Raw genomic sequence first — 25,826 nt, 5'->3', positions numbered from 1 at the left:
GCTGACCCGAAACGGAAGTTCCGCACATGGCTCAACATAGAAAGGACTCTTCTGGCAATTCGTAACGTGCCAGTTAGGGATTATTTTTCATTCGCGAACGGATTAACCACCCCAACAGTGCAACCGGCATAGGCAATATCACCGCCGCTGTCTTTGCATCTTTGTAAACATTCAAATACATTTTCACCAGAAAATATACATGCGTTCGCCGAATAAGCAAAAAAAGACAAGGAAGAAGATACGATAATTAAAGATATAATAAATTTATTCATCACTATTCTCCGGTTTGAATTTACTATTACATAATATTCAAAATAGAAAAATTAAAAATACCAATAATTATTAAATTATTCGCAAGATATATTTAATTTATAAATAAGAATTTTATGTAATAATAATATTCAAAAATGCGATATATTTCAAAGTAGTTGCGAGGAATAAAATCACACACTATCTTCGTTCGGCGTTATAGGAAGACAACGAATGTAATCCGCCAGATTTTCATAACTATCACAATCATGCGCATTCATTTTCGAAGGCGCAGCATCGGCTGCATGAGCATCGATAAAATAACGCCCAGCCGAAACTACGAATATCAGCAACAAAAACAGATAAATTATTCTGGTCATTATCTTCTCCTGGAATCATTTCCAAGAGAAGATACCAATCAGTATAATTTACAAAATACCAACAATTAAGAAACTATTCGTATGCCAATTATTAAAATTGATATTGTATTCTTCTTATGAGTAGAAAGACGATATCAGTACATAGCTCCATGTTGCGACGACAAATATAATCGCAATCAACACAGCTAACGATCCGCAATCCTTCGCAATCTGGATTTCCTTATGGAAATCGAGCGAAACCGCATCGCATGTGGCCTCGATACCGGTATTCAGAATTTCGATCATCATCAGAAACAGGATCGAGCCGGTCATCAGCAGGAAGGCCAGCCACGTTGGCGCAAGGAAGAATGCAACCGGCAACGAGATCAGAAACAATACCAGTTCCTGTTGCACGGCTTTTTCATTGCCCGCGAGATACTTCAGCGCCCGCATGGAGTTTATAAAAGCCAGAAAAATGCGCTGCATAAATACCCCCAAGAGACGTTGGTCACGGTTTCGCGTGTTGCCCGAGAATGCTTTAGAGAACTTTGTCTCAAAAGCAACAGGGCGGAGATCGAAACCTCCGCCCTGCGCGTTTGATGGTAATTTAAGAACTGATCAGGCGCTTGCGACCTGCTTGTCAGCGCCCGCATCGCGCTCCTTCTTGAGGAGTTCGGCCAGCAGGAACGCCAGTTCCAGTGCCTGATCGGCGTTGAGGCGCGGATCGCAATGCGTGTGGTAGCGGTCCTGAAGATCGTCTGCGGAAATGGCGCGTGCACCGCCCGTGCATTCCGTAACGTTCTTGCCGGTCATTTCGACATGGATGCCACCCGGATGCGTGCCTTCGGCGCGATGGATCGCGAAGAAGGATTCCACTTCCTTGAGGATACGGTCGAACGGACGCGTCTTGTAACCGCCAGCAGTGATCGTATTGCCATGCATCGGATCACAGGACCAGACAACCTTGCGGCCTTCCTTCTCGACAGCGCGGATGAGCTGCGGCAGGTGATCACCCACCTTGTCGTAGCCGAAACGCGCGATGAGCGTCAGACGACCAGCTTCGTTCTCCGGGTTAAGCAGGTCGATCAGACGGATGAGATCATCCGGCTGCAACGACGGGCCGCACTTGAGACCAAGCGGGTTCTTGATGCCACGGCAATATTCGATATGCGCATGGTCAGCCTGACGCGTGCGATCACCGATCCAGATCATATGACCGGACGTGCCGTACCAGTCACCCGACGTGGAGTCGACGCGGGTCAGCGCTTCTTCATAGCCGAGAAGCAGGGCTTCGTGGCTCGTGTAGAAATCCGTTTCGCGCAGCGAATGGTTGCTGTCGGAGGTGATGCCGATAGCGCGCATGAAGTGCATCGTTTCGGAGATGCGCTGCGCCAGAGCCGTGTAACGTTCAGCCTGCGGGCTCTTGCCAACGAAGCCGAGCATCCACTGGTGCACGTTTTCCAGATTGGCATAGCCGCCCTGCGCGAAAGCGCGCAGCAGGTTCAGCGTCGCTGCCGACTGGCGGTAAGCCATGTCCTGGCGCTGCGGATCTGGCGTGCGCGAGGCCGCGTCGAAATCGATACCGTTGATGATGTCGCCACGGTAAGATGGCAGCTCGACGCCATCCTTCGTTTCCATGTCCGTCGAACGCGGCTTGGCGAACTGACCGGCAATACGGCCAACCTTCACCACCGGCTTGGAAGCACCAAAGGTGAGAACGACGGCCATTTGCAGGAACACGCGGAAGAAGTCGCGGATATTGTCCGCGCCATGTTCAGCGAAGCTTTCGGCGCAATCGCCGCCCTGAAGCAGAAATGCCTTGCCTTCCGCTACAGCTGCGAGCTGCTGCTTGAGCTTGCGCGCCTCGCCTGCAAAAACCAATGGCGGATAGGTGCGAAGACGGGCCTCAACGTCGTTCAAAGCCTGTGCGTCTGGATAAAACGGCACTTGCTTGATCGGTTTGTTTCTCCAGGAATGCGGGGTCCAGTTCTTCGTCATTAGAGCACCTGTTTTGCGTTATCCGCTCGATAATCCTCGGATTATATCCTCCTTACACGAAAGCCGGAATTCCCAACCATGATGCTTGCACCTGAAGAAGATGCCAGCACATGTCGGAACCCCGGCGTGCGTGGGTCGCGCTGATATAATGCACGCGCGGGTTTTATGCCAGTAATATTCGTTAAGGATATTCGCCTGCGGCGAAAGGATCAGCCGTCGACCTTTTCGCCGTTTACGACGCGATAACTTGGCTTGTACATGGTGACCAGTTCTTCGGCTGCTGTCGGATGCACTGCCATGGTGCGATCAAAGTCGTCCTTGGTCGCGCCAGCCTTCAGCGAGATGCCCAGAAGTTGCGCCATTTCACCAGCGTCCGGCCCCATGATATGGGTGCCAAGCACCTTGCGGCTCTTCGCATCGACGACGATTTTCATCAGCATCTTTTCATTGCGGCCCGAAAGTGTGTTCTTCATCGGACGGAACTGCGCGCGATAGATTTCGACTTCCGGATATTTTTTCGCAGCCTGCTCTTCCGTCAGACCAACAGTGCCAATTTCCGGCTGGGAAAAGACGGCGGTTGCGATCAGTTCATGGTCCGGCTTGGTTGGATTGTCCTTGAACACCGTTTCGAGGAAGCACATTGCCTCGTGAATGGCCACAGGCGTCAGCTGCACACGGTTGGTGACATCGCCGACCGCCCAGATATTGGCGGTGCTGGTGCGCGAATAGTCATCCACTTCGATAGCACCCAGCTTGTCGAGCTTCACGCCAGCAGCTTCGAGACCGAGGCCGTCGGTGTTGGGCATGCGGCCAAGCGCCAGCATCGCCTGCCCGGCTTCAAGAGTTTCGCCATTCGACAGCGTGATCGACAACAGACCGTTTGTCTGCTTCGCGACGTTTTCGAAAACCGCCTCGCAAATGATGCGAATGCCCTTGGATTCCATGGTTTCATGCAACAGATGCCGAACATCGCCGTCGAAACCGTTCAGAATTTCCTTGCCGCGATAGACAAGCGTGGTTTCCACACCAAGACCGTGGAAGATATTGGCGAACTCCACCGCGATGTAGCCGCCACCCGCAATAACAATCGCCTTGGGCAATTCTTCCAGATGGAAGGCTTCGTTGGAGCTGATGCAAAGCTCATGGCCGGGCAGAGCCTCATGCGGGTTCGGACGACCGCCTGTGGCAACCAGAATATGCTCGGCCGTAACCCGACGCCCATCGGCCTTCAGCTCGACCGTATGCTCATCAACGAGCACCGCGCGGCTTGCGAAAATTTCGACTTTCGAATTTTCCAGCCCCTTGCTGTAAAGACCTTCCAGACGGTCAATTTCCTTGTCCTTGGCGGCAATGAGCTTCTTCCAGTCGAAGCTGCTCTCGCCCACGGTCCAGCCGTAACCGACCGCATCCTCGAAATGCTCGGGAAATTGCGAGGCATAGACAAACAGCTTTTTCGGCACGCAGCCGCGAATGACGCAAGTGCCGCCCATGCGATATTCTTCCGCCAGACCGACCTTTTTGCCCATGGCTCCTGCAAGACGGCCTGCACGCACACCGCCGGAACCGCCGCCGATAACAAAGAGGTCGTAGTCGTAGCTGGCCATGGGAATTCTCCTTATGAATCGCGATGCCGGTATGCCCGAGGCCTTTCCGGCAGGATTCTGCGTCAACAACAGATTCGCCTGATATGTAAGCAAAAGAAAAAGCCCGGCCAAGTCGCCGGGCTTTCAATTTTTTTCATGCTGATCGCAAATTACTGCTGAGCAGGCTGTTCCGCCGGCTGAGCGGCTGTGGAACCCGTCTGAGCGGCCAGAACTTCTGCAACGTCGCGAGCGAGGTCACGAGCAACGCCATTCTGCCAGACATTGGCGGCCTTCACGACTTCGCGGGTCACGATCGGGCCTTCCGACAGCAGCTTCTTGCCAGCTGGCGAGGTGTAGAAGGTCGAGATTGCCTTCAGTTCCTCTTCCGAAAATGCCTTTGCATAGGCGCGAGCGGATTCGGTTTCGAGGTCCGAACGGCGGGAAGCCAGAGCCAGAGCCTTTTCATCGACGGTCTTGGTGATCAGACCTTCGAGGTTCGGATCCTTCTGGATCAGCTCGCCCTTGAGCGCACGGGCTGCGTTCGGCAGAATCTCGTCGAACTGCTCGGTTGCGTGGATCGCGGAGATCGCTTCGCGGGCAGCCTGCAGATGGGCATCAGTGATTTCCTGCGCCGAAGCCGCATGAACGCCGGCCATCAGGGCGAATACGGAAAGCGGTGCAATCAGACGACGAAAGCCAGTTGCCGGGATCATATGCTCAATACTCCGTTCAATCAGTTCAACACCAGTTGTAGCACTGGCAGTTCAAGACCGGTTCAGGGTTCGAATGCCGTCGGTTCCGGCAATTACTGCCGCACGCGCCAGCCCGATGAAAAGTCCATGCTCGACAACACCAGGAATGGCGAAGAGAGCGTCAGAGAGTGTCTTTGGCTCGGGAATGCGGCCAAAAGATGCATCGACGATGTAGTGTCCACCATCTGTTACAAAAGGCGAACCATCTTTTAAACGCAGGTTCAGCGGGCCTGCAAGGCCGCATTTCGTGGCTGCCGCCTCGATTGCGCGCATCGTTGCGCCGAGACCGAAGCGATTGACCTCGATTGGAAGCGGAAAACGACCGAGCGTTTCCACAACTTTCGACTGGTCTGCAATGACGATCATGGCGTCGGAAGCCGCGGCCACGATCTTCTCGCGCAGCAACGCACCGCCGCCGCCCTTGATGAGCGAAAGCTCGCCATTGACTTCGTCAGCGCCGTCAATGGTCAGATCGAGATGCGGGGTTTCTTCCAGTGTTGTGAGGGAAACACCCAGTTCCTGACACAGGCTGGCAGTGCGTTCAGATGTCGGCACGCCGATGATCCTGAAGCCGCCCTGCACTTTCTCAGCCAGCAAGCGCACGAATTCTTCTGCCGTGGAGCCGGTGCCGATGCCGAGACGCATACCGTCTTTGACATGCGTCAGTGCCTCGGCTGCGGCGGCGATCTTCAGCTTGCGTGCTTCGTCCATGAAAGAAATCCTAGCATATCCTCCGGGTTGACCCGGCGGATTCTCGTCCCAATTCGGTTCGCCTCTAGCACGCGCAGGCATCACAACAAAGCATCTATTTAAATATGACGCAGAATTTCACATCTGCGCGACTGAAGAGCCCGGCCTTGAGCCGCCGAGCGCTATCGGTTACGAATGCCTGACATCATTTTATACGAGAGAGACAGTATGTCCGTTGCCAGTGCCAAGCCCATCATCGTTTTCGATCTCGACGGCACGCTCGTCGATACCGCGCCGGACCTTCTCGACAGTCTCAATCACTGCCTGTCCATTTCAGGCCTCAAGGCGGCAGATCGCGCAGCTTTGCGCCGCTTTGTCGGTCAGGGCGGACGCACCATGATCGAGCGCGCCTTTGCCGCCCAGCAGACGCAGATCGACGAAACGCGTCTCGACCGTCTGGTGGAAGAGTTCCGCGAGCATTATGCAGACAATATGCCCGGACATTCCACCTTTTACCCTGGCGTGCTGGAAGCGCTCGACCGGTTTCAGGCACACGGCTTCGAACTGGCTGTCTGCACGAATAAGTTCGAATCTCTTTCGGTCAAGCTGCTGACCTCGATGGGCGAAGCCGCGCGCTTTGCCGCCATTTGCGGCGCGGACACCTTCGCCTGGCGAAAGCCTGATCCGCGCCATCTCACCGACACTATTGCCCGCGCAGGTGGCAATCGGGATCGCGCGCTTATGGTTGGCGACAGTCGCACAGATATCGACACGGCCAAGGCTGCTGGTATTCCCGTGGTGGCCGTCGATTTCGGCTATACCGACCTTCCGGTCCAGCATTACGAGCCGAGCCGCGTGATTTCGCATTATGACGAGTTCACCCTCGAAATGGCTGAACAGCTGATCGACGCGGTCGCAGACCCCGTCTGAAAGGATAAAGAACGGTGAAAAATACAGTTTTTCAGTTTGTTACGCTGGCTTTTTCAACTGTTTTGGTATCAGGCGCTTTCGCTCAGGAAAAATCTGCGCCCGGTCTTCCGGGCGTTGAACCGCAAAAGCCGCTCGTCTCGGCTCCGCCGCCCGCCCCGGAGCCGGATGGAACGCCAGCAGGCAGCTGGAAGAATTTTCGGGTCGGCAACACCGATGTTTCTGTCTCCGGCGATATCATCATCGATGTCGGCACTGGCAGAGGCGGCTCCCGTCACCGATAATCCTTAGCTCCTCGCTGCAACCGCCAATGCCGACCAGACGGCTGGCAGCAGGTCGGGCAAGTCTTCTGCAATCAATCCGTGACCGAAACGCCGACCGGCATCGGCATGTGCCCAGACAGCCGCACAGGCCGCCTCGAAGGACGGCATTCCCTGCGCCAGCAATCCGCCCACAATGCCTGCCAGAACATCGCCAGACCCGGCGGTGGCCAGAAGTGGTGTTCCATTCGCATTGATCGCGGCGCGACCATCCGGTGCGGCGATGACCGTATCCGGTCCCTTATAGATCACCACCCCATTGGCGAGAGCCGCAGCTTTGCGCGCCTTGTCCAGCTTTGACGCATCTTCGCTCGCGACATCCGGGAAGAGCCGACGGAACTCCCCTTCGTGAGGCGTCAGAACAAGGGCAGTCGTTGCGTCTTTTCTGGCCTCAAACAGTTCACGCGGGTTCTTTTCAAATGCCGTTATGCCATCCGCATCCAGCACAAGCCCGTTAAGCGCGGGAAACGCCGATGCCGAACCTGCGGCCAGCATGAGCGCATGCTCGCGTGCGAGAACCGCATTTCCATAGCCGGGGCCGAGCACAACTGATGCGACTTTTCGATCAGCGACGAAGTCCCGTACATCCTTGGCGCTACGGGTTTCACGCACCATAATGCTGGTGACATGGGCGGCGTTTATGGACACGGCGTCTGGCGGCGACAACAGCGTTACGGCTCCGGCACCGCTTCTGGCCGCAGCCAGCGCCGACAGCCGCGCTGCCCCTGTGGCGTGCATCCCGCCGGAAAAGACCGCGACATGGCCACGGCTGTATTTATGCGCGTTGACGCTCAGGACTGGCAGGTTTTCAAGCCACAATCCCGGGGCATTTTCATGCGCCTGCGGGTGAATAGTGTCCAAAACGCGATCCGGAATTCCAATATCCGCAACATGAAGAACGCCGCATAAGCCCCTACCCGGCTGCAATAAATGGCCGGACTTTTTGCGAAAGAATGTAACCGTCGCCCGTGCCTTGACGGCCACGCCCAGTATCTGCCCGCTGGCGCCCGACACACCGCTTGGCAGATCGACGGCGACAACCGGAATGTCAGAAGCGTTGATGGCGTCGATTGCCACGCCTTCCGCACCATGAACGTCGCGGGTCAGTCCCGCACCGTAGATTGCATCGATGACGCCCGAAAAACTCGCAGGCGAAAATTCGTTGATGCTGCGCACCTCGCCCTTGTGAAACAGCGAGGCCCGAAGCGCATCACTGCCCTTTCGTGGCGACGCGACACTGAAGCACACCACTTCAAAACCTGCTTCCAGAAGATATTGTGCTGCGACATAACCGTCACCGCCATTATTGCCCGGCCCGCACAAAACTGCGACGGGTCCCTTGTTGGCGAACATGCGCCGTGCGACATCCGCCACGGCCCGTCCAGCCGCCAACATCAGGGAAAAGCCGTCTCGTACGCCATTATCCATGGTCCAGCGGTCCGCTGCGGCCATTTCGTCGGGCGAAAGCAATTCCAACATCGCACACCTGTTTCGTAAGACGGGTTTTGGGGTGATTAAACACGCGGCAGAGGGCTTTGTGCAAGAGAGCCTATATTTGTCGCAAATTGATTACTTTTTAATCATACATTCAGTATCGGGATCACTCTTCCACACCCCAGCAACAGGCACCGCCTTGCAAATGTGCCGCCTTTAGTGCCACTCTGCTAAGGAAATGGAAGAGAAGAGAAAATTTTGCCTAAGTTTTCCAAACTGGCACGCTTCATGCTTCTCCTACAGTGAAACGGGCACAACGCTCATTTCTGAAGAAAAGCGGAGACCATTCTCTGATGAAAAAGATCGAAGCCATTATTAAGCCCTTCAAACTCGATGAAGTGAAGGAAGCCCTTCAGGAAGTCGGCTTGCAGGGCATTACTGTCATCGAAGCCAAGGGTTTTGGACGACAGAAAGGTCATACCGAGCTTTACCGCGGCGCCGAATATGTCGTCGACTTTCTTCCCAAGGTGAAAGTCGAAGTCATTGTAGCGGATGAAACCGTGGACAACGCGATTGAAGCCATCCGCAAGGCAGCCCAGACGGGTCGCATCGGCGACGGCAAGATTTTCGTCTCCAACATTGAAGAAGTCATTCGTATCCGCACCGGTGAATCCGGCGTGGACGCCATCTGATTGACATCAGCCTACCTATCCTTCGTCGTGCAAACAGGGAATTAAAATGACGACCGCCAACGATATTCTGAAACAGATCAAAGACAACGACATCAAGTTTGTCGACCTTCGCTTCACCGATCCGAAGGGCAAGCTCCAGCACGTCACGATGGATATCGGCCTTGTTGACGAAGAAATGTTCGTTGACGGCGTCATGTTCGACGGTTCGTCGATCGCTGGCTGGAAGGCCATCAACGAATCCGACATGGTTCTGATGCCTGATCCGACAACGGCTCATATCGATCCGTTCTTCGCACAGTCCACGCTGGTCATTCTTTGCGACATTCTCGAGCCGATCTCGGGCGAGGCTTACAGCCGCGATCCGCGCACGACCGCAAAGAAGGCAGAAGCCTACATGAAGTCGCTCGGCATCGGCGACACGGTCTATGTCGGCCCGGAAGCTGAATTCTTCGTCTTCGATGACGTGAAGTACAAGGCTGACCCGTACAATACTGGCTTCAAGCTTGACTCGACCGAACTGCCGTCCAACGACGACACCGACTATGAAACCGGCAATCTCGGCCACCGTCCGCGCGTCAAGGGCGGCTATTTCCCTGTTCCGCCGATCGACAGCTGCCAGGACATGCGTTCTGAAATGCTCACCGTTCTCACGGAAATGGGCGTAACGGTTGAAAAGCATCACCACGAAGTGGCGGCTGCACAGCACGAACTGGGCGTCAAGTTCGACTCGCTCGTTCGCAACGCCGACAAGATGCAGATCTTCAAATATGTCGTGCATCAGGTTGCCAATGCCTATGGCAAGACCGCAACCTTCATGCCGAAGCCGATTTTCGGCGACAACGGCTCGGGCATGCACGTTCACTTCTCGATCTGGAAAGATGGCAAGCCGACCTTTGCTGGCAATGAATATGCCGGTCTGTCGGAAAACTGCCTGTTCTTCATCGGCGGCGTCATCAAGCATGCCAAGGCTGTGAACGCATTCACCAACCCGTCGACCAACTCGTACAAGCGTCTGGTTCCGGGCTATGAAGCTCCGGTTCTGCTGGCCTACTCGGCACGCAACCGTTCGGCTTCCTGCCGTATTCCATTCGGCTCCTCGCCGAAGTCGAAGCGTTTGGAAGTTCGCTTCCCGGATCCGGCTGCCAATCCATATCTCTGCTTCGCAGCGCTGCTGATGGCTGGCCTCGACGGCATCAAGAACAAGATCCATCCTGGCCAGGCCATGGACAAGGATCTGTACGACCTGCCGGCAAAGGAACTGAAGAAGATCCCAACCGTTTGCGGCTCGCTTCGTGAAGCGCTGCAGGCAGTCGACAAGGATCGCGAATTCCTGAAGGCCGGCGGCGTGTTCACCGACGACCAGATCGACTCGTTCATCGAACTGAAGATGGCCGAAGTGATGCGTTACGAAATGACCCCGCATCCGGTCGAATTCGACATGTACTACTCGGTCTAATCAACGGGTAAGCGGGGGCGCTTGCGCTCCCGCAACTCCAAGAGTTACCGAGGGGAACGACGCGTTTTTAAAAACGCGCAAAAGAAAACCCGGTCTTATGGCCGGGTTTTCTTTTTGTATTCAGTACTTTGAAGAAGCTATCTAGAGCATTTCCAGCAAAAGTGCGTAGCGGTTTTGCGTAGGATAATGCGTACAGCTCTAAGAATTGAATTCAGAGCGCCTTGAGTATACGCGCCGCAATCATCATTTCAATTTCGCGTGCCTTGCGTCGCGCTGCAGCTTCGGCGTCTTCGCCCCACTGCTCAGTCGTCCAGTCTTCATCGATATGCGCCAAAGCCCAGCCGTCTTCGGCGGACACTTCGTCCTTGGCAATAGCCAGCGCGATGATGGCCGAACCGGTCAGTGTCGTCATCGTATGAAGCGACGCGAGCGCAATCGGATCGTTGAACACCGACAGATGAATGCCAAATGCCGTGATCGCCTCACGCGGCTGCTCGACATGCATCACACCTTCGGCGAGCGCAAACCGAGCGCCAAGGGTTTCCGCCCAATCGATCAGCGGATCCCAGCGCGCCGTCTGGCGGGAAACAAGTTCCTGTGGTGCGTCGGCGCGATAGCACAGCAAATCGGTGCCTGCGAAACGCAACACATCCTCAAGCACCGCCTGCGGATCCTGTGCGATGCCGTCAATAGCGGTGTTCACAAGCCGGGTGGCAGGCATTTTACCCGGATCGATAACCTTTTCCTGCGCGCGGAACTCTTCCGCGATGATTTCTGCCGCAGCAGCTGTCGGCAGCAGCAGCAGACTGCGCGCTGGCGTCTTCACCGGGCGACCATCGAGATGAACCGCAAAGCCATCATCCACTTCGGCGATGTCCACCTGTTCATAGAAGCGCTTCGGCAGCTGTGCCTGCATCAGCTTCTGGGCCCGAATGATGGGGTTCTCGTCGGAAAGCTGCTTTCCGGCTTCAAGATCGCTCAAAGTATCACGCATGGGGGTCTTTCCAACTTTTTACAGTGCATCCATCGCTTTGAGCAACGGATGAAGGTCGTGCGGCGTGCTCAATATATGCTGTGCACCGGCTTCGACGAGCGCTTGGTGGTCATGATAACCCCACGACACACCTGCCGCCAGAGCGCCCGCTGAGCGAGCCATCTGCATATCGTAGATCGCATCGCCGATAACAATGGTTCGGTCGGGTTCTATCCCCATTTCAGCGCAGGATTCAAGCACCATTGCCGGATGCGGCTTGGACGGGCAATCGTCTGCCGTGCGGATAACCAGAAAATGCTTGCCGATGCCATGGCGCTCGAACACCGCATGGACGCCGCGACGCGACTTGCCGGTGACAATACCCAGGAGAAGATCGTCCCGCTCTCCAAGTTCGGTCAGAAGCGGCAGAATGCCATCATAAAGCGGTTCCGCAAAATCCGGTGCCTGACGCAAGCGGATGAAATTTTCCTTATAGCGCTGCGTCAGCCAATCGACCTGCTCGTCTGGCTCGCGCCCCAGCAATCGCGCTATGGCCAAAGGAAGCGACAGACCGATGATCGAATGCGTCTGGGCTTGTTCTGGCGGCGTCAGCCCCGCATCGGCAAAACTTTCCACCATGCAACGATGAATAAAATCACCACTATCGACCAGAGTGCCGTCGCAATCGAAAAGAACAAGTTTCATCGTGCTGTTGCCACCTTTGCCGGTCGATTGATGATTATCAAGCCGAGACCGATCAGGATCAAGGCTGCGAATATCTTCCAGCTCAACGCTTCACCCAGAACAATGCCACTCAACAATACGCCAAAGGCGGGCGTGAGAAAGGCAAAGTTGGAAAGTTTCGACGCCGGATAGCGGTTCACCATCCAGAACCAGAGCGGATAGGTGAACGCGACCACGAAGAAGGACTGAAACAGCAGCGAAATCACCGAAAGCACATTCGGATCGCGAACGAGCGGACCGGCAAGGCCGATAAACGGCAACGGAACCAAAGTCGCAATGACAAGCTGGTAGAGCAGAATCTTCTCCGGAACGGCATAAGCAAGCTTGCTGCGCTTGATGACGAGTGTGGTCAATCCCCAGAGGATACCGGAAACGAGCGCCAGTACGTCGCCATAGAACGCGTAAGGCCCCGGTCGGCTGACATGGTCGGAAAAGACGACAAATACCCCCAGAAAGGCCACACACATGCCGACAAAGGCCCTGACGGACATGCGCTCGCCAAGCAGGAAATGGCTGCCGATCGCCACCCAGAACGGCATGACATTCATCATCAGGGTCACGCGGCTAACATTTGTCAGGTCCATCGAGATGAAAATCAGCACGAATTCGGTGCCGAAAAGCAATCCGGCAAGGATGCCGGGCAGCAAAGTTCCATCTTTCCTGAACAGCGGAATGCGCCGCCAGAAACACCAGAGAAACACACATATGCCGCCCAGAACCGACCGGGCGGATGCCATCAGCATCGGATTGAAACCCTGATTGCCGATCTTCACGGCAACCTGATTGAGCCCCCAGCTGAACATGATGAAGATGACCAGAGCAATGGCCAGCCCATCGAAAGAAGCCCGGCTTTGCGCCGTCCCCCCATTTTCCCCTGCCATTTCACTTCTTCTTTATGTTGTCAGTCTTCCGCACTGTCCTCGTCGAAGCCAAGCAGGTTCCACGATTGCACCATATGCGGCGGCAACGGCGCAGTCACGTCGATCACACCGCCCGATGGGTTGGGGATGCGGATGCGACGCGCGTGCAGATGCAGGCGCTTCTGGATGCCGCCGGGGAACTCCCAGTTCTGGTCGGCTTCGAAATATTTCGGGTCACCAATGATCGGATGGCCGATATAGGCGGCATGGACACGTAGCTGGTGCGTGCGGCCCGTATACGGCTCCATTTCCAGCCAGGTCAGATTGTTGCCCGCCTTTTCGATGATGCGGTAATAGGAAACCGCATGATCGGAATCCGGCTCGCCGTGCTGGCAAACGCGCATCTTGTCGCCATCCGGCGTCTGTTCCTTGACCAGCCAGGTCGAAATCTTGTCTTCGCGCTTGCGTGGAACGCCCTTCACCAAGGCCCAGTAGGTCTTCTTCGTGTCCCGCTCGCGAAATGCGGCGGTCAAAGCCTGCGCGGCGCCACGTGTACGGGCAACGACCAGCACGCCGGACGTATCGCGGTCGATGCGGTGCACCAGACGGGGTTTCTCGCCTCTTTTATTGCGCCAGGCTTCCAGCATGCCGTCAACATGACGCGTCAACCCCGAACCGCCCTGCACCGCCAGACCGGCAGGCTTGTTGAAGACGAACACTTTCGGGTCTTCATAGATCAGCATCTGCGAAAGAACGTCGCCGTCCTGCTGGCTGCGGATGGTGCGCGCTGTAACCGGACCTTTCGCCTTTTCATCGACGCCCAGCGGCGGAACACGAACCATCTGGTTGGCCTGAAGGCGCGTATCGGCCTTGGCACGACCGCCATCCACGCGAACCTGACCGGAACGCAGCAGTTTTTGCAGATGACCGAAGCCCAGCCCAGGAAAGTGAACCTTGAACCAGCGGTCGAGACGCATGCCCGCCTCGCTCGTATCCACAATCTTCTGTTCAACGCCTGCCATGGAGAAACCCGATCAATATCTTTTGGGGCGCGACCGTGCGCGCCAACTCGTTAATCCTGTCAATAGACGTGAGTTTCCCCGATTGCTAGTGCAATTCCGGAAAACTGCGATTTGAAGCCTTTCACGCCGCTTCCAGCCGATAATGGGCGAAAAAGGCCTGAATCTTCACACTCAGTTACACACGTTTTTAATTTATGGTTGGTTCTGACACCCAATAGCCACTTCTTCCCGACATTAGATATTGATAGAACAGTGGGGTCGTACCATTTAGCCCCCTAAATAGAACGAGCGGGAGTGCGAAAGTGTCATTGCTCAAGATATACTGGCGAGCCATGGAATATCTTGCGGCCGAGAAAGCCGCAACGATATCGATGTGTGTTGCGAGTGTCCTCGTTGCCCTTGTTACGCTGGCCGAACCAATCCTGTTCGGTCAGGTCATTCAGGCTATCTCGGATAAGGGAGACATTGTCTCGCCTTTGTCCATGTGGGCCGCACTTGGCGTCTTCAACATCATCGCAGCCGTTTTCGTGGCGCGTGGTGCGGATAGGCTTGCGCATCGCCGCCGTCTCGGCGTGATGATCGACTCCTATGAGCGCCTGATCACCATGCCGCTCGGCTGGCATCAGAAGCGCGGCACGTCCAATGCCCTGCACACGCTGATCCGCGCCACGGATTCGCTCTTCACGCTCTGGCTCGAATTCATGCGTCAGCACCTGACCACCGTTGTGGCTCTGGCTACGCTTATTCCGGTCGCCATGAACATGGACATGCGCATGTCGCTCGTCCTGATCGTGCTCGGCGTGATCTATGTCATGATCGGTCAGCTGGTCATGCGCAAGACCAAGGACGGCCAGATGGCTGTCGAAAAGCACCATCACAAGCTGTTCGAGCATGTCAGCGATACGATCAGCAATGTCTCGGTCGTGCAGAGCTATAACCGCATTGCCTCTGAAACACAGGCGCTGCGCGACTATGCGCGCAATCTGGAAAAGGTACAGTTTCCAGTTCTCAACTGGTGGGCGCTTGCCAGCGGTCTGAACCGCATGGCTTCGACCTTCTCCATGGTGGTCGTGCTGGTTCTCGGCGCTTACTTCGTGACTAAGGGTCAAATGCGCGTTGGTGATGTGATTGCCTTTATCGGCTTTGCACAGCTGATGATTGGACGTCTCGACCAGATCAGCGCCTTCATCAACCAGACCGTGACGGCACGCGCCAAGCTTGAAGAATTCTTCGAAATGGAAGACGCAACTGCCGACCGTCAGGAACCGCAGAATGTGGCCGATCTGGAAAACGTCAAGGGCGACATCATTTTCGACAATGTCACCTTTGAATTCCCGAATTCCGGTCAGGGCGTCTATGACGTGTCGTTCGAGGTAAAGCCCGGCCAGACGGTCGCCATCGTCGGTCCGACCGGTGCAGGCAAGACCACGCTGATCAATATTCTGCAGCGTGTGTTCGACCCGGCGGCCGGTCGCGTGCTGATCGACGGTGTCGATACGCGCACTGTCAGCCGTCGCTCGCTGCGTCATGCCATTGCCACCGTGTTTCAGGATGCCGGCCTCTTCAACCGTACCGTTGAGGAAAATATCCGCGTCGGTCGTGAAAACGCCTCGCATGAAGAAGTCCATGCCGCCGCCAAGGCTGCCGCAGCGCATGACTTCGTTCTTGCCAAGGCCAATGGTTACGACACGGTCGTCGGCGAGCGCGGTTCGCAGCTTTCCGGTGGTGAACGCCAGCGTCTGGCTATTGCTCGTGCGATCCTGAAGGATTCTCCGATCCTCGTGCTCGACGAAGCGACAAGCGCGCTCGACGTCGAGACCGAAGAAAAGGTGAAGCAGGCTGTGGATGATCTTAGTCATAACCGCACCACCTTCATCATCGCGCACCGTCTGTCGACGGTCCGTTCGGCGGATCAGGTTCTGTTCATGGACAAGGGCCATCTGGTCGAACGCGGCAGCTTTGATGAGCTTGCAGCCCGTGGCGGTCGTTTCTCCGACCTGCTCCGTGCCGGTGGTCTGGCTCTCGAAGACAAGCAGACCAAAAAACCTGCTGAGAGCAGCGCAGAAGATAACGCAGAAGGCAGCAATGTGATGCCCTTCCCGGCGCGCGCCTGATTGCTGAGACAGCAAACGACAAAAAGCCCGGCATCTCTGCCGGGCTTTTAATTTTAGGCAGGAATTTCAAACCGGAGCCCGTCATAACCGGGCTCAACATTATCAGGCGTTTCACGCAGCACCGTCTCGTAGTCGAGCGGCACATGCATATGCGTGAGGATTGCCCGCTTTGGCGCAAATAGCTCGATCCATTCCAGCGCCTGCTCAAGCGAGAAATGGCTCGGATGCGGGCGATACTGCAAAGCGCCGAGGATCAGCACATCGGCATGACGGACATAACGCAGGCTCTCATCCGGGAACGCGCTGACATCCGTGCAATAGACAACATTGCCAATGCGGAAGCCGAGTGACTCGATATCACCATGGATCTGCCGGAAGGGCTCAAACCGGATTTCGCCGCCTGCACCCTCAATGGTGAAGGGTGTCTCGGCTGCGATATCATGCAGGCTCAGGATCGGCGGGTAGCTTGAGCCTGCTGGTGTCTCAAAACAATAACCGAAGGCGTCGTAAAGCCGGTTACGCGTGAAGCGGTTGGCGTAGACATCCATCAACCGCCGATTATCCACCACATAGGTGCGCAGATCGTCGATGCCGTGAATATGGTCGGCATGCGGATGGGTATAGACCGCCGCATCCAGCGAATGCACGCTGGCATTGATCATCTGCGTGCGGAAATCCGGCCCCGTATCGATCACCACCGTGGTGTGGTTACCGCTCGCGTTGAAACGTTCCACCAGCAAGGATGTGCGGGTGCGACGGTTTTTCGGGTTCTGCGGATCGCAATTGCCCCAATCGCCATTGATGCGCGGTACACCGGGCGACGAACCGCAGCCCAGAACCGTGAAACGCAAGCAATTTCGGGGAGAAGCCACGCTCAAACTTCCTCTGACGGCCGAGGCATTTTGGAGAACAGCCTGAACACGTTGTCGCTCGTGATACGCGCGACTTCGTCATTGCTCACGCCAATCGTGTCGGCCAGCATGGCAGCGGTATGCTGCACAAAAGACGGTTCGTTGCGCTTGCCGCGATGCGGCAGCGGAGCAAGGAACGGCGCATCCGTTTCCACCAGCAGGCGGTCACGCGGAACAATGGTGGCTATTTCACGAATTTCCGGCGAGTTCTTGAAAGTCAGAATGCCCGAGAAGGAAACATAGCCGCCAAGTTCAATGCCTTTTTCCGCCAGTGCTCGTCCGGAAGAAAAGCAATGGAGGATGAAAGGGAAAGCACCCTTGGCCGTTTCCTGTTCCAGAATTTCGGCCATGTCGTCGTCTGCACTGCGCGCATGGATGACAAGCGGCAGCTGTGTCCGGCGCGCGGCTTCGATGTGAACGAGAAACCCCTGACGCTGCGCTTCGGGCGGAGCGTAGTCGTAATGATAATCAAGACCCGCCTCGCCTATGGCGACAACTTTCGGATGTTCCGCAAGGCGCACGAGATCATCAGCCGTGATATCCAGTTCTTCATGCGCGTTGTTTGGATGGGTGCCGACCGAGCAATAGACGGACTCATAGGCTTCCGCGATGGCGCGGATCGTATCGAATTTGCGAACCCGCGTGGAGATCGTCACCATACGCTTGATCCCGGCGTCGAGCGCGCGCTGCACAACAGCATCGCGCTCCGGCTCGAAATCAGCAAAGTCGAGGTGACAATGGCTATCGACAAGCATCATCGAACTCAGTTCTGCTCTTCTGTTTCCACATAGCGCGGGAAAACCGGCTGCGGGGCTGGCAGATCGGCACCGCCAACCAGCTGGCTTGCCGCCACGTCGGTAAACTGACGCTTGTCGGCAGGGACCGCCAGAATGTCGAGCAGCTTCTCAGCTGACTGCGGGATGAAAGGCTGCACCATGATGCCGACGCGGCGAATGACTTCCGCCGTCACATAGAGCACAGTGCCCATGCGCGCCGGATCGGTCTTGCGCAGCGCCCAAGGCTCCTGCCCTGCGAAATAACGGTTGGCTTCCGCGACAACGGCGAAGATCGCGCCGAGCGCCAGATGCAGCGCCTGATCGTCCATGGCTTTACGCGCCGTTTCCAGCGCCGCGTCAGCCTGATCGAGAATGGCCTTGTCGGCATCCGAGAATTCGCCCGGCTGCGGAACCTTGCCTTCGCAATTCTTGGCAATCATCGACAGCGAACGCTGCGCCAGATTGCCAAGGTCGTTGGCGAGATCGGCATTGGTGCGGTTGACGATGGCGTCATGGCTGTAGCTGCCATCCTGACCGAACGGCACTTCGCGCATCAGGAAGTAGCGCAGCTGATCCAGTCCGTAACGCTCGACCAGACCGAACGGATCGATCACGTTGCCAAGCGACTTCGACATTTTCTCGCCGCGGTTGAACAGAAAGCCGTGTGCAAAGACGCGCTTTGGCAGCGGAATACCTGCCGACATCAGGAATGCAGGCCAGTAGACGGCGTGGAAACGCGAAATATCCTTGCCGATAATATGCGCATCGGCTGGCCAATAAGCCCACTTGTCGCTGGTCGTATCGGGATAGCCAAGCGCCGTGATGTAGTTGGTCAGCGCATCGACCCAGACATACATGACGTGCTTTTCGTCGCCCGGCACCGGAATGCCCCAATCGAAAGTGGTGCGCGAAATCGACAGGTCCTTCAGACCGGACTTCACGAAGCTCACAATTTCATTGCGGCGTTCGGCAGGCATGATGAAGCCCGGATTCTTTTCATAAAGCTCGAGCAGCTTGTCCTGATATTGCGAAAGACGGAAGAAATAGCTTTCCTCTTCAACCCACTCGACAGGCGTACCTTGTGGACCGTAGCGAACATTATCCGCACGGACTTCGGTTTCTTCCTCGCCATAATAGGCTTCGTCGCGAACCGAGTACCAGCCCGCATAACCACCCTTGTAGATGTCGCCATTGGCGGCCATTGCCTGCCAGATGGCCTGGCTAGCCTTGTAATGGCGCTCTTCGGAGGTGCGGATATAATCGTCGTTCGAGCTGTTCAGAACCTCGGCCATGCGACGGAAAGCTTCGGTATTGCGGTCTGCAAGCTCGCGAGGCGTGATGCCTTCCTTGCGCGCGCTTTGCAGCATCTTGATACCATGCTCGTCCGTACCGGTGAGGAAATGCACATCCTTGCCGTTCAGGCGCTGAAAACGCGCCATCGCGTCGGTCGCAATCAGTTCATAAGCGTGACCGATATGCGGCTTGCCATTGGGGTAAGCAATCGCGGTGGTGATATAGTATTTTTCGCGGCTCATTATGGACCCGGTCTTTCGATGTTTGAAAGCGCGCCTGACCGTTTGCGGGAACGATCACCAGACACACACAAGAGAAAATCGTCGGCTGTGACATAAACCATGTGAGCGGTCATGTCACGCCGCAGTGCAGCAAGTTTGGCTGATCTGGAGCTACGACCCGGCGCCGGTGTGAAAAGCGCGATGCGTCTTCTCCAGCAAGATCACAACCGCTTGCTTGCGATCAAGATTATAGGTTTCGGCATCGATGATCTCGCGACCGAGATCGCTCCAAAATCGCGACCACTGATCGGCCTCGCGCAATTGTCCGGCCTCGGCGCGCCTGCGCGCTTCGGCGGCGATGCGCTCCATCAGATGGTCGCGGAACAGTTGATACTGTATTTCCGCCTCACGCCCTGTCAGTACACCGGCGAGCGCCTGCGCCTTGGGCAGATCGAAAGCGGGCCTTTCCAGTATTCCATCAACCGTGTCTGAAATCTCAATGCCGCCATGCGCGAGAAGCAGAAGCGCCTTGCGTACGCTGCCTTCGGCGCGTTCCAAAAGCGTCGGCGTGACACTTGACGCATCCAGTCCGATATGCGCACCCACATGGGACAGCGCATCCTTCATTGCCGCCTCGTCCAGCGGGCGCAGCTGGATGCTCTGGCAACGCGAGCGGATGGTCGGCAAAAGGCGACCGGATGAGTGCGATACCAGAACGAACAGCGCACGCGCTGGCGGTTCTTCCAGCGTTTTCAAAAGCGCATTGGCCGCATTACGGTTCATGTCATCGGCAGGATCGACGATAACGATGCGCCATGCATGGTCCGAAGCGGTGCGTGTCAGAAAATGCGTGACGCGGCGGATTTCCTCCACCGTGATGCCGGTACGAAATTTGCCGGTTTTCTGATCGAATGGGCGGTTGATGTGCAACACCGCCGGGTGCATTCCCCCCGCGATCTGTCGCCAAAGCGGCCTCGCGAAGTCCGGCGTGCCGATGTCTTCCGGTGCATTAGCCTGATCGCCATGGCTCAGCATGTGCCCTGCCAGATGGAAGCCCAGCGTCGCCTTGCCAATGCCCTGCTCGCCCTGAAGCAGCAACGCATGATGCATCCGGCCTTCGCGATAGGCCTGCGCCAGAAAGCGCGTCACCTCTCCGTGGCCGGTCAGGTAATCGCTCGCGGACGGCTCCGGAATGCCTTCAATGGAATCATGCGCCTTGGGGACGTCGAGTTCGTCGATCACAACAGCCCCTTCTTCTTCAGGAGTTCACTGGCCAGTGCGCCGATATCCTCGGCAATTTCTTCCTGCGGTCGATCAGCCGCAACAACCTTGCAGCGCTCAGGCTCCGCTTCCGCAATAGCCAGAAATGCCTGACGGCGCGCCTCATGCACGGCAATATCTTCCTTTTCAAAACGATCCGCAGTCTCGTTTCCGCGGCGTTTCCCGGCACGGGAAAGCCCTTTTTCAGCCGGAATATCGAGAATGACCGTCATATCGGGAACGGCCCCATCGATTGCTATGCGTTCAATCGCCGCCATATAGGTCGCATCGAGATTACCCGTCACACCCTGATAGGCACGGCTGGAATCGATGAACCGATCACACAGCACCACGCGGCCCTCGGCCAGTGCCGGGCGGATCAGCTGGTCAACATGATCGGCGCGGGCAGCTGCAAACAACATTGCCTCCATGGCCGGACCATAGCTTTCGGCATTGCCGCTCAGGATAACGTGCCGCACAGCCTCGGCACCCGGCGAACCGCCGGGCTCACGCGTAATGACGGGATCAAATCCGTTTGCGCGCAAATATTTGGCCAGCAAGGCGATCTGCGTCGACTTGCCTGCACCTTCGCCGCCTTCGAATGTGATGAATAATCCTGACACTCTGGCTTCCGCATTACGTTCTGAAAAGAGTCAATCGCCACAAGAGCTTGATTCAAGTTCATACCGGCCTTTGGCGGTCAGGTCGAGAATTTTGAGCACATCCTCAAAACTGTCTAAAGATATTTCCGCAGCCAACCGGTCGAAAGTTCGACCGCGCTGCTCCATGCCCTCTGAGCGAGAGAGCCTTCTTCGACAGACTGTGCCGCAAACAGCGGCACTTGCTGGACCATATTGCCGTTGAGGTCGAATTCCAGAAGTCCGACCTTGCTGTCCGCTTCAATCGGCGCATGCAGCGGTCCCTCATAAATGAACCGCGCTTTCAGCTTCTCGCGACCCTCTTTTGGCAGCAGCAATTCAACATCATCTTTGACTTTCAGCGAAACACTGGCCTGCGTGCCGCCAAAGACCTGCGCTTCACCGACAATATCGTTTGCCGAATAAAGACGCATATCGTCAAACGACGTCATGCCCCACTGAATGAGCTTTCTCGCCTCTTCTTCGCGTTCCTTGACGCTGCCAAGACCGCTCAATGCGAGGAACAGACGCCGTCCGTTTTGCTGAGCCGAGGCGACAAGCGCATAGCCCGACGCCTCCGTATACCCCGTGCCCATACCATCCGCGCCGACGTCCAGCCGCAACAGCGGATTGCGGTTGCGCTGCGTTATGTTGTTCCAGGTAAAGGCTTCCTGCGAATAATACTTATAGAAATCCGGGTGAGCCGAGTGAATATGGCGCGCAAGTTTGGCCAGATCATCCAGCGTGACCGACTGACCGCTTGCTGGCAAACCGGTCGAATTCACGAACACGGAATGGGTAAGACCGAGTTCCTTGGCGCGCTGGTTCATCCGCTCCGCGAAGCTTTGCTCGCTTCCAGCCAGTCCTTCGGCCAGAATGATTGCACCATCGTTAGCCGACTGAACAATCAGCCCCTGAAGAAGATCCGCAACGGTCGGCGAGGATTTGATGCGGGCGAACATGGTCGAAGTGCCCGATGGCGCGCCGCCGGTGCGCCAGGCATTTTCACTGACCGTGTAGGGTGTTTCAAGTGTTGTCTGGCCCTTCTCAAGCGCTTCAAACACCACTTCCGCCGTCATCAGCTTGGCAAGCGATGCGGGCGGGATCGGGGTTTCTGCACCTTTTGAGAGAAGCACAGTGCCGCTTCGGTCATCGACCAGCAGGGCTTGCGGAGCCTTGACCACGAGCGAAGTCTCGACCGGTGCAGCAACAACGGCAAAAGACGTCAGAACGGTAGCGATTCCCACCGTTCCTGCTGCTAAAACCCCAGCAATTCTCGAATGAAGCCCCATGGAAATCCTGTCACGACCGCACTGAACGCAAGCTTACGCAACGAATTCGACCAAAATCAATCCTTCAAACCGCATCACTCAAATATGATGCGGTTGAGCAACGTTTAGTGTCTGAATCAAAAAGTGTCAGGCCGTGGCGAAAATGGTGATTTCGAGAACCGGAGCGCAGCGTACATTTGGGTACGTGAGCACCGGAAGCACAGAAATTGCCATTTGCAGACCGGCATGGCGACTTTTAGGTCAGACACTCAGTCCATGCGCACGACGAATGCGTTGCTCGCTCCAGCCTTCCAGGCGGCGCGCAGCAGGGCGTCGTCACCGCCCTTTTCCGCAACTGCTGTCAACTCGTAGAACTCGCCCTTTTCAGTCGGCACCTTTGTGCGACTGATTTTAGCTGTTTTCGGGAGCGCACGCTGCATCTTTTCAGCAGCAGCAAGCGTGTCGAACAGACCTAGCTCTACATATTCGCCATGCTCTTCGGCATTGCGGCGCTTCCATGCGTTGGAAATTGCGCTCGGCGTCAGGATGCTGCCATAGGTGCGCTCTTCGGTATAAGCGCTCGCGGCGATCCGGTCAGACGCATAACCTGCCAGTCCGTTGATATGACCGGCATTGGCCATGCCAAAGCTGGAATTCGGCTTGCGCGAGGGCGTCGGCACATTCGGCGGCAAAATCGGTGCGGGGCCGGAAGCATCACCATAAGCCGGATTAACCGAGAACGGCGATTCCTGCGGAACTGGTGCATAGCCCGGCATAGGCGCACTCTGCGGCGCCATGGCTGGCATCGGAATGCGGGATTTCGGCGATGTTGGCGTCGGGCCGTTCATGGCCATCATAACGCCAGATGCCGGCTGACCGATCATATCACCGCCGGACGGACGGTAGGATGCGATCAGATAGGCGTCGTCGTTGCCTTCCAGCGGTGCGCGCCCGACATATTCCACCTTCACATTGGCGGTGCCATGATGCTGGTAATCTAGCATTTCCGCCGCCTTTTGCGACAGATCGATCACGCGGTTATATTCGTAGGGGCCGCGATCATTGACGCGCACAATGACGGAGCTGCCGGTATCCATATTGGTCACGCGGGCGTAGCTCGGCAGCGGCATGGTCGGATGTGCTGCGGTCAGATGCGCCATATCATAGACTTCGCCATTGGCGGTCAGACGACCATGGAAAGCCTCGCCATACCAGGATGCACGCCCGACAGCCGTATAGTTCTTGTCTTCTTTCGGATAGTACCAGCGGCCCTTGACCTTGTAAGGCTGGCCGGTCTGATCACGTCCGCCGCCACGCGGCAGAGGCTTACCAGTGCCATAGGCAACACGCGGGCTGGCCTTCACGCCATATTTGGACTCGGCGAAATATTCCTTGGAGCGCTTTTGCTTAGGTTTGCCCTGTGGGGGCGTGGCGCAACCGGCCAATGCAACGGCCAGAGCCATGAAGGTCATCATGGCGACCGAGCCGCGCTTGTCACGCAACATCGCCGCCTTCTCGCTGACCGAAATTTTCAGCCCACGCTTCGAACTCATACGCCACACGCCCGTTACTCGACAGGCAGCCAAGAACGCTGGCTGCACTTTACATAAATCCAGTGATGTCACCGATTTATTGACGGATCATTAAAACTTTCAGAAAAGCTGTAATTTGAGTCGCTACACGCACAAGATGATTAACAGCCCAGCCCGTCGCCTCCCTGAATTGTGGAACCAACCAGCCTCCCACAGAGTTGGAAACATACAACAAGGAGAACATCATGTTTCGAGCACTCATTCTGTGGCTTCTGGGCGTACCATTCATCCTCGTGCTGATTATCTGGTATTTTTTCTTCTAAAGAGGGAACATTCGGAGGAGTATCCCGTTTTAGAAGTGGCTCTCTTGACCTCTGAGCCAGTCACCTAACGTCATGATTAGGCCCGCGCTTCATAGCTGCGGGCCCTTTTTTTTGACTAAATTTCAGCGACTACGCGCCGATGGCGGGGGAATAAGTGCGTTAATTGCCTGCCGATGCAACTTGAAATGCGCCGGCGTCCAGGTGGAAAGCTCACCATCGGTATTCACCGCGCGCGGCTTCTTGGTGCGGATAATTACTTCCGTGGTGGGAAAGGCCCGCACATCACGCCATTTCGACTGTGTGCCGCGCCGCAAACTCGGCAACAGCCGCAGCAAATGCCACCAATGGTCGACTTCAAGACTGTAGAAATCCAGCTTACCATCATCAATGGCAGCGTCTTTCTCAACAGCCATACCGCCACCGTAGAATTTGCCATTGCCGACCGACACCTGCAGGGTTTTGATCTTTTCGGTCATGCCGTCATGTTCAAGATAGGCTGTAAACAGCTCTGAGCGCATCAGAATACGCGCTGCGACAAGACCGTAACCGAGCTTGCCCCATTTCTTTTTCGCATCCGCACTCAGTTGCTGCGCAAGCTCGGCGCTGAAACCGATGCTAGCAACGTTGAAATAAAGATGACCGTTCACCTCGCCCAGATCGATTGGATGGGTGTTATAGGCCACGAGCAGGCGGGCCGCCTCCACCGGGTCGGCTGGAATACCTACAGTGCGGGCAAAATCATTGGCTGTTCCAAGCGGCAGAATGGCGAGCGGCATCCCTGTCTCCATCAGCCCTTTTGCCGCTGCATTGAGTGAACCGTCTCCGCCGCCGATGACGACCAGATCATGATCCCGCTCGCGCAGGATAATATCAGAAATCGTCTCGCCTTCACGGGGCTGGTGCTCAAACAACTCCATTCCGCCACGCTCGAGTTCCGTTCTCATTTGGCCGCCAAACCCCTTCCCGTTGCGGGCATTGGGGTTCACGATCAGCAATGCGCGACGTTTGGTTGTCTTCGCCATATAGTATCCGTCTGTCGGTTTCACTCTCAATCTGGAAACATAAAAGATCGCCATGAGGGGCTCATATACGATCGGGTTCCGGACGCCGTTTTCTGCAAATGGCGATGGATCGACGGATATCAATATGCGGTACAGTTAATTCTCACATCCTGACAGTAGAGTTGATGACAGTAACAGCGCGTGATCAAGTCATGACCTCCACCAGAGGTGGAGGTTTGGGACGCTACGCTTGAACCACTAGAAGTGGTTTTGTTATGTGCTAGGCCGTGCACTCATAAATAGGCTAGCTATTTGAATGGATTAGTTATTTGAAGACCTCGGATTTGGAGGTCTTTGATGTCACGTCGCCGCTATGAACTCACAGAACGAGAATGGTCGATTATTGCACCGCTGTTGCCGAGCAAAC

Annotated in this window: 25 protein-coding genes; 5 read left to right on the top strand and 20 right to left on the bottom strand. The window is 56.1% G+C overall.

All coding sequences use genetic code 11. The annotated features are described in order from the left end of the window. Window positions 1–80: 80 nt before the first annotated feature. The 7 genes from QBD01_RS23880 to rpiA form a co-directional block, all read right to left on the bottom strand. Window positions 81–272: a hypothetical protein gene (locus QBD01_RS23880; RefSeq protein WP_280994816.1), complete on the bottom strand. Its 192-nt coding sequence runs from the start codon at window positions 270–272 to the stop codon at window positions 81–83. A gap of 171 nt (window positions 273–443) precedes the next feature. Further along, entirely contained in the window at window positions 444–629 is a 186-nt protein-coding gene (locus QBD01_RS23875) for a hypothetical protein (protein ID WP_280994815.1), read from the bottom strand. A gap of 114 nt (window positions 630–743) precedes the next feature. Then, a complete protein-coding gene (locus QBD01_RS23870; protein ID WP_280994814.1) occupies window positions 744–1,094 on the bottom strand; it encodes a diacylglycerol kinase in 351 nt (116 codons plus the stop codon). A gap of 132 nt (window positions 1,095–1,226) precedes the next feature. Then, entirely contained in the window at window positions 1,227–2,606 is a 1,380-nt protein-coding gene (locus tag QBD01_RS23865; protein WP_280994813.1) for a class II 3-deoxy-7-phosphoheptulonate synthase, read from the bottom strand. 209 nt (window positions 2,607–2,815) lie between these two features. Further along, window positions 2,816–4,210, bottom strand: coding sequence for a glutathione-disulfide reductase (gene gor / locus QBD01_RS23860; RefSeq protein WP_280994812.1), 1,395 nt, complete (start codon window positions 4,208–4,210; stop codon window positions 2,816–2,818). Window positions 4,211–4,359: 149 nt separating this feature from the next. Next, on the bottom strand, window positions 4,360–4,902 hold the full coding sequence (locus QBD01_RS23855) for a DUF2059 domain-containing protein (RefSeq protein ID WP_280994811.1): 543 nt from the start codon (window positions 4,900–4,902) through the stop codon (window positions 4,360–4,362). 51 nt (window positions 4,903–4,953) lie between these two features. Continuing rightward, on the bottom strand, window positions 4,954–5,652 hold the full coding sequence (gene rpiA / locus QBD01_RS23850; RefSeq protein WP_280994810.1) for a ribose-5-phosphate isomerase RpiA: 699 nt from the start codon (window positions 5,650–5,652) through the stop codon (window positions 4,954–4,956). 207 nt (window positions 5,653–5,859) lie between these two features. On the opposite strand from rpiA, the gene QBD01_RS23845 reads away from it, so the two are divergent. Both QBD01_RS23845 and QBD01_RS23840 read left to right on the top strand, forming a co-directional pair. Then, window positions 5,860–6,561 carry an HAD family hydrolase gene (locus tag QBD01_RS23845; protein WP_280994809.1) on the top strand — a complete coding sequence of 234 codons (702 nt, stop codon included), beginning with the start codon at window positions 5,860–5,862 and terminating at the stop codon, window positions 6,559–6,561. A gap of 62 nt (window positions 6,562–6,623) precedes the next feature. Further along, window positions 6,624–6,842, top strand: coding sequence for a hypothetical protein (locus QBD01_RS23840; RefSeq protein WP_182520486.1), 219 nt, complete (start codon window positions 6,624–6,626; stop codon window positions 6,840–6,842). A 3-nt stretch (window positions 6,843–6,845) separates the two neighbouring features. On the opposite strand, the gene QBD01_RS23835 is transcribed toward QBD01_RS23840, so the two are convergent. Beyond that, window positions 6,846–8,357 (bottom strand): NAD(P)H-hydrate dehydratase, encoded by a 1,512-nt coding sequence (locus tag QBD01_RS23835; protein ID WP_280994808.1) that lies wholly within the window; start codon window positions 8,355–8,357, stop codon window positions 6,846–6,848. Window positions 8,358–8,665: 308 nt separating this feature from the next. On the opposite strand from QBD01_RS23835, the gene QBD01_RS23830 reads away from it, so the two are divergent. Beyond that, window positions 8,666–9,004 carry a P-II family nitrogen regulator gene (locus tag QBD01_RS23830; protein WP_078338549.1) on the top strand — a complete coding sequence of 113 codons (339 nt, stop codon included), beginning with the start codon at window positions 8,666–8,668 and terminating at the stop codon, window positions 9,002–9,004. Between the two features lie 46 nt (window positions 9,005–9,050). Further along, on the top strand, window positions 9,051–10,460 hold the full coding sequence (gene glnA, locus QBD01_RS23825; RefSeq protein ID WP_280994807.1) for a type I glutamate--ammonia ligase: 1,410 nt from the start codon (window positions 9,051–9,053) through the stop codon (window positions 10,458–10,460). 211 nt (window positions 10,461–10,671) lie between these two features. Here glnA and QBD01_RS23820 read toward each other — a convergent pair whose 3' ends face one another. Genes QBD01_RS23820 through QBD01_RS23805 form a run of 4 tightly spaced genes read right to left on the bottom strand, consistent with a single transcriptional unit; the run spans window position 10,672 to window position 14,059 of the window. Further along, window positions 10,672–11,454 carry an ATP12 family chaperone protein gene (locus QBD01_RS23820; RefSeq protein WP_280994806.1) on the bottom strand — a complete coding sequence of 261 codons (783 nt, stop codon included), beginning with the start codon at window positions 11,452–11,454 and terminating at the stop codon, window positions 10,672–10,674. Window positions 11,455–11,472: 18 nt separating this feature from the next. Next, window positions 11,473–12,138 carry an HAD-IA family hydrolase gene (locus QBD01_RS23815; protein WP_280994805.1) on the bottom strand — a complete coding sequence of 222 codons (666 nt, stop codon included), beginning with the start codon at window positions 12,136–12,138 and terminating at the stop codon, window positions 11,473–11,475. After that, window positions 12,135–13,058, bottom strand: coding sequence for a DMT family transporter (locus QBD01_RS23810; RefSeq protein ID WP_280994804.1), 924 nt, complete (start codon window positions 13,056–13,058; stop codon window positions 12,135–12,137). Before QBD01_RS23810 ends, QBD01_RS23815 begins: the two co-directional genes overlap by 4 nt. Window positions 13,059–13,078: 20 nt before the next feature. Continuing rightward, window positions 13,079–14,059 (bottom strand): RluA family pseudouridine synthase, encoded by a 981-nt coding sequence (locus QBD01_RS23805; RefSeq protein WP_280994803.1) that lies wholly within the window; start codon window positions 14,057–14,059, stop codon window positions 13,079–13,081. A 302-nt stretch (window positions 14,060–14,361) separates the two neighbouring features. Between QBD01_RS23805 and QBD01_RS23800 the strand changes: the two genes are divergently transcribed. Further along, entirely contained in the window at window positions 14,362–16,173 is a 1,812-nt protein-coding gene (locus QBD01_RS23800; protein ID WP_280994802.1) for a glucan ABC transporter ATP-binding protein/ permease, read from the top strand. Window positions 16,174–16,226: 53 nt separating this feature from the next. On the opposite strand, the gene QBD01_RS23795 is transcribed toward QBD01_RS23800, so the two are convergent. From QBD01_RS23795 to QBD01_RS23760, 8 genes are all read right to left on the bottom strand, one after another. Continuing rightward, window positions 16,227–17,045, bottom strand: coding sequence for an MBL fold metallo-hydrolase (locus QBD01_RS23795; RefSeq protein ID WP_280994801.1), 819 nt, complete (start codon window positions 17,043–17,045; stop codon window positions 16,227–16,229). 2 nt (window positions 17,046–17,047) lie between these two features. Further along, entirely contained in the window at window positions 17,048–17,839 is a 792-nt protein-coding gene (locus QBD01_RS23790) for a TatD family hydrolase (RefSeq protein WP_280994866.1), read from the bottom strand. Window positions 17,840–17,847: 8 nt separating this feature from the next. Further along, window positions 17,848–19,395, bottom strand: a complete 1,548-nt coding sequence (metG, locus tag QBD01_RS23785; RefSeq protein ID WP_078338541.1) for a methionine--tRNA ligase — start codon at window positions 19,393–19,395, stop codon at window positions 17,848–17,850. Window positions 19,396–19,545: 150 nt separating this feature from the next. Further along, window positions 19,546–20,616 carry a DNA polymerase III subunit delta' gene (locus QBD01_RS23780; RefSeq protein WP_280994800.1) on the bottom strand — a complete coding sequence of 357 codons (1,071 nt, stop codon included), beginning with the start codon at window positions 20,614–20,616 and terminating at the stop codon, window positions 19,546–19,548. Further along, window positions 20,613–21,257 carry a dTMP kinase gene (tmk, locus tag QBD01_RS23775; protein ID WP_151589596.1) on the bottom strand — a complete coding sequence of 215 codons (645 nt, stop codon included), beginning with the start codon at window positions 21,255–21,257 and terminating at the stop codon, window positions 20,613–20,615. Before tmk ends, QBD01_RS23780 begins: the two co-directional genes overlap by 4 nt. 113 nt (window positions 21,258–21,370) lie before the next feature. Further along, entirely contained in the window at window positions 21,371–22,564 is a 1,194-nt protein-coding gene (locus QBD01_RS23770) for a D-alanyl-D-alanine carboxypeptidase family protein (RefSeq protein WP_280994799.1), read from the bottom strand. 248 nt (window positions 22,565–22,812) lie between these two features. Next, window positions 22,813–24,096: a septal ring lytic transglycosylase RlpA family protein gene (locus QBD01_RS23765; protein ID WP_280994798.1), complete on the bottom strand. Its 1,284-nt coding sequence runs from the start codon at window positions 24,094–24,096 to the stop codon at window positions 22,813–22,815. A gap of 424 nt (window positions 24,097–24,520) precedes the next feature. Continuing rightward, window positions 24,521–25,420 (bottom strand): lipid kinase, encoded by a 900-nt coding sequence (locus QBD01_RS23760; protein ID WP_280994797.1) that lies wholly within the window; start codon window positions 25,418–25,420, stop codon window positions 24,521–24,523. Between the last annotated feature and the right edge of the window lie 406 nt (window positions 25,421–25,826).

Source organism: Ochrobactrum sp. 19YEA23 (assembly GCF_029909865.1).
Lineage (GTDB): Bacteria > Pseudomonadota > Alphaproteobacteria > Rhizobiales > Rhizobiaceae > Brucella > Brucella gambitense.
This window is presented reverse-complemented; position numbering and strand designations above follow the sequence as displayed.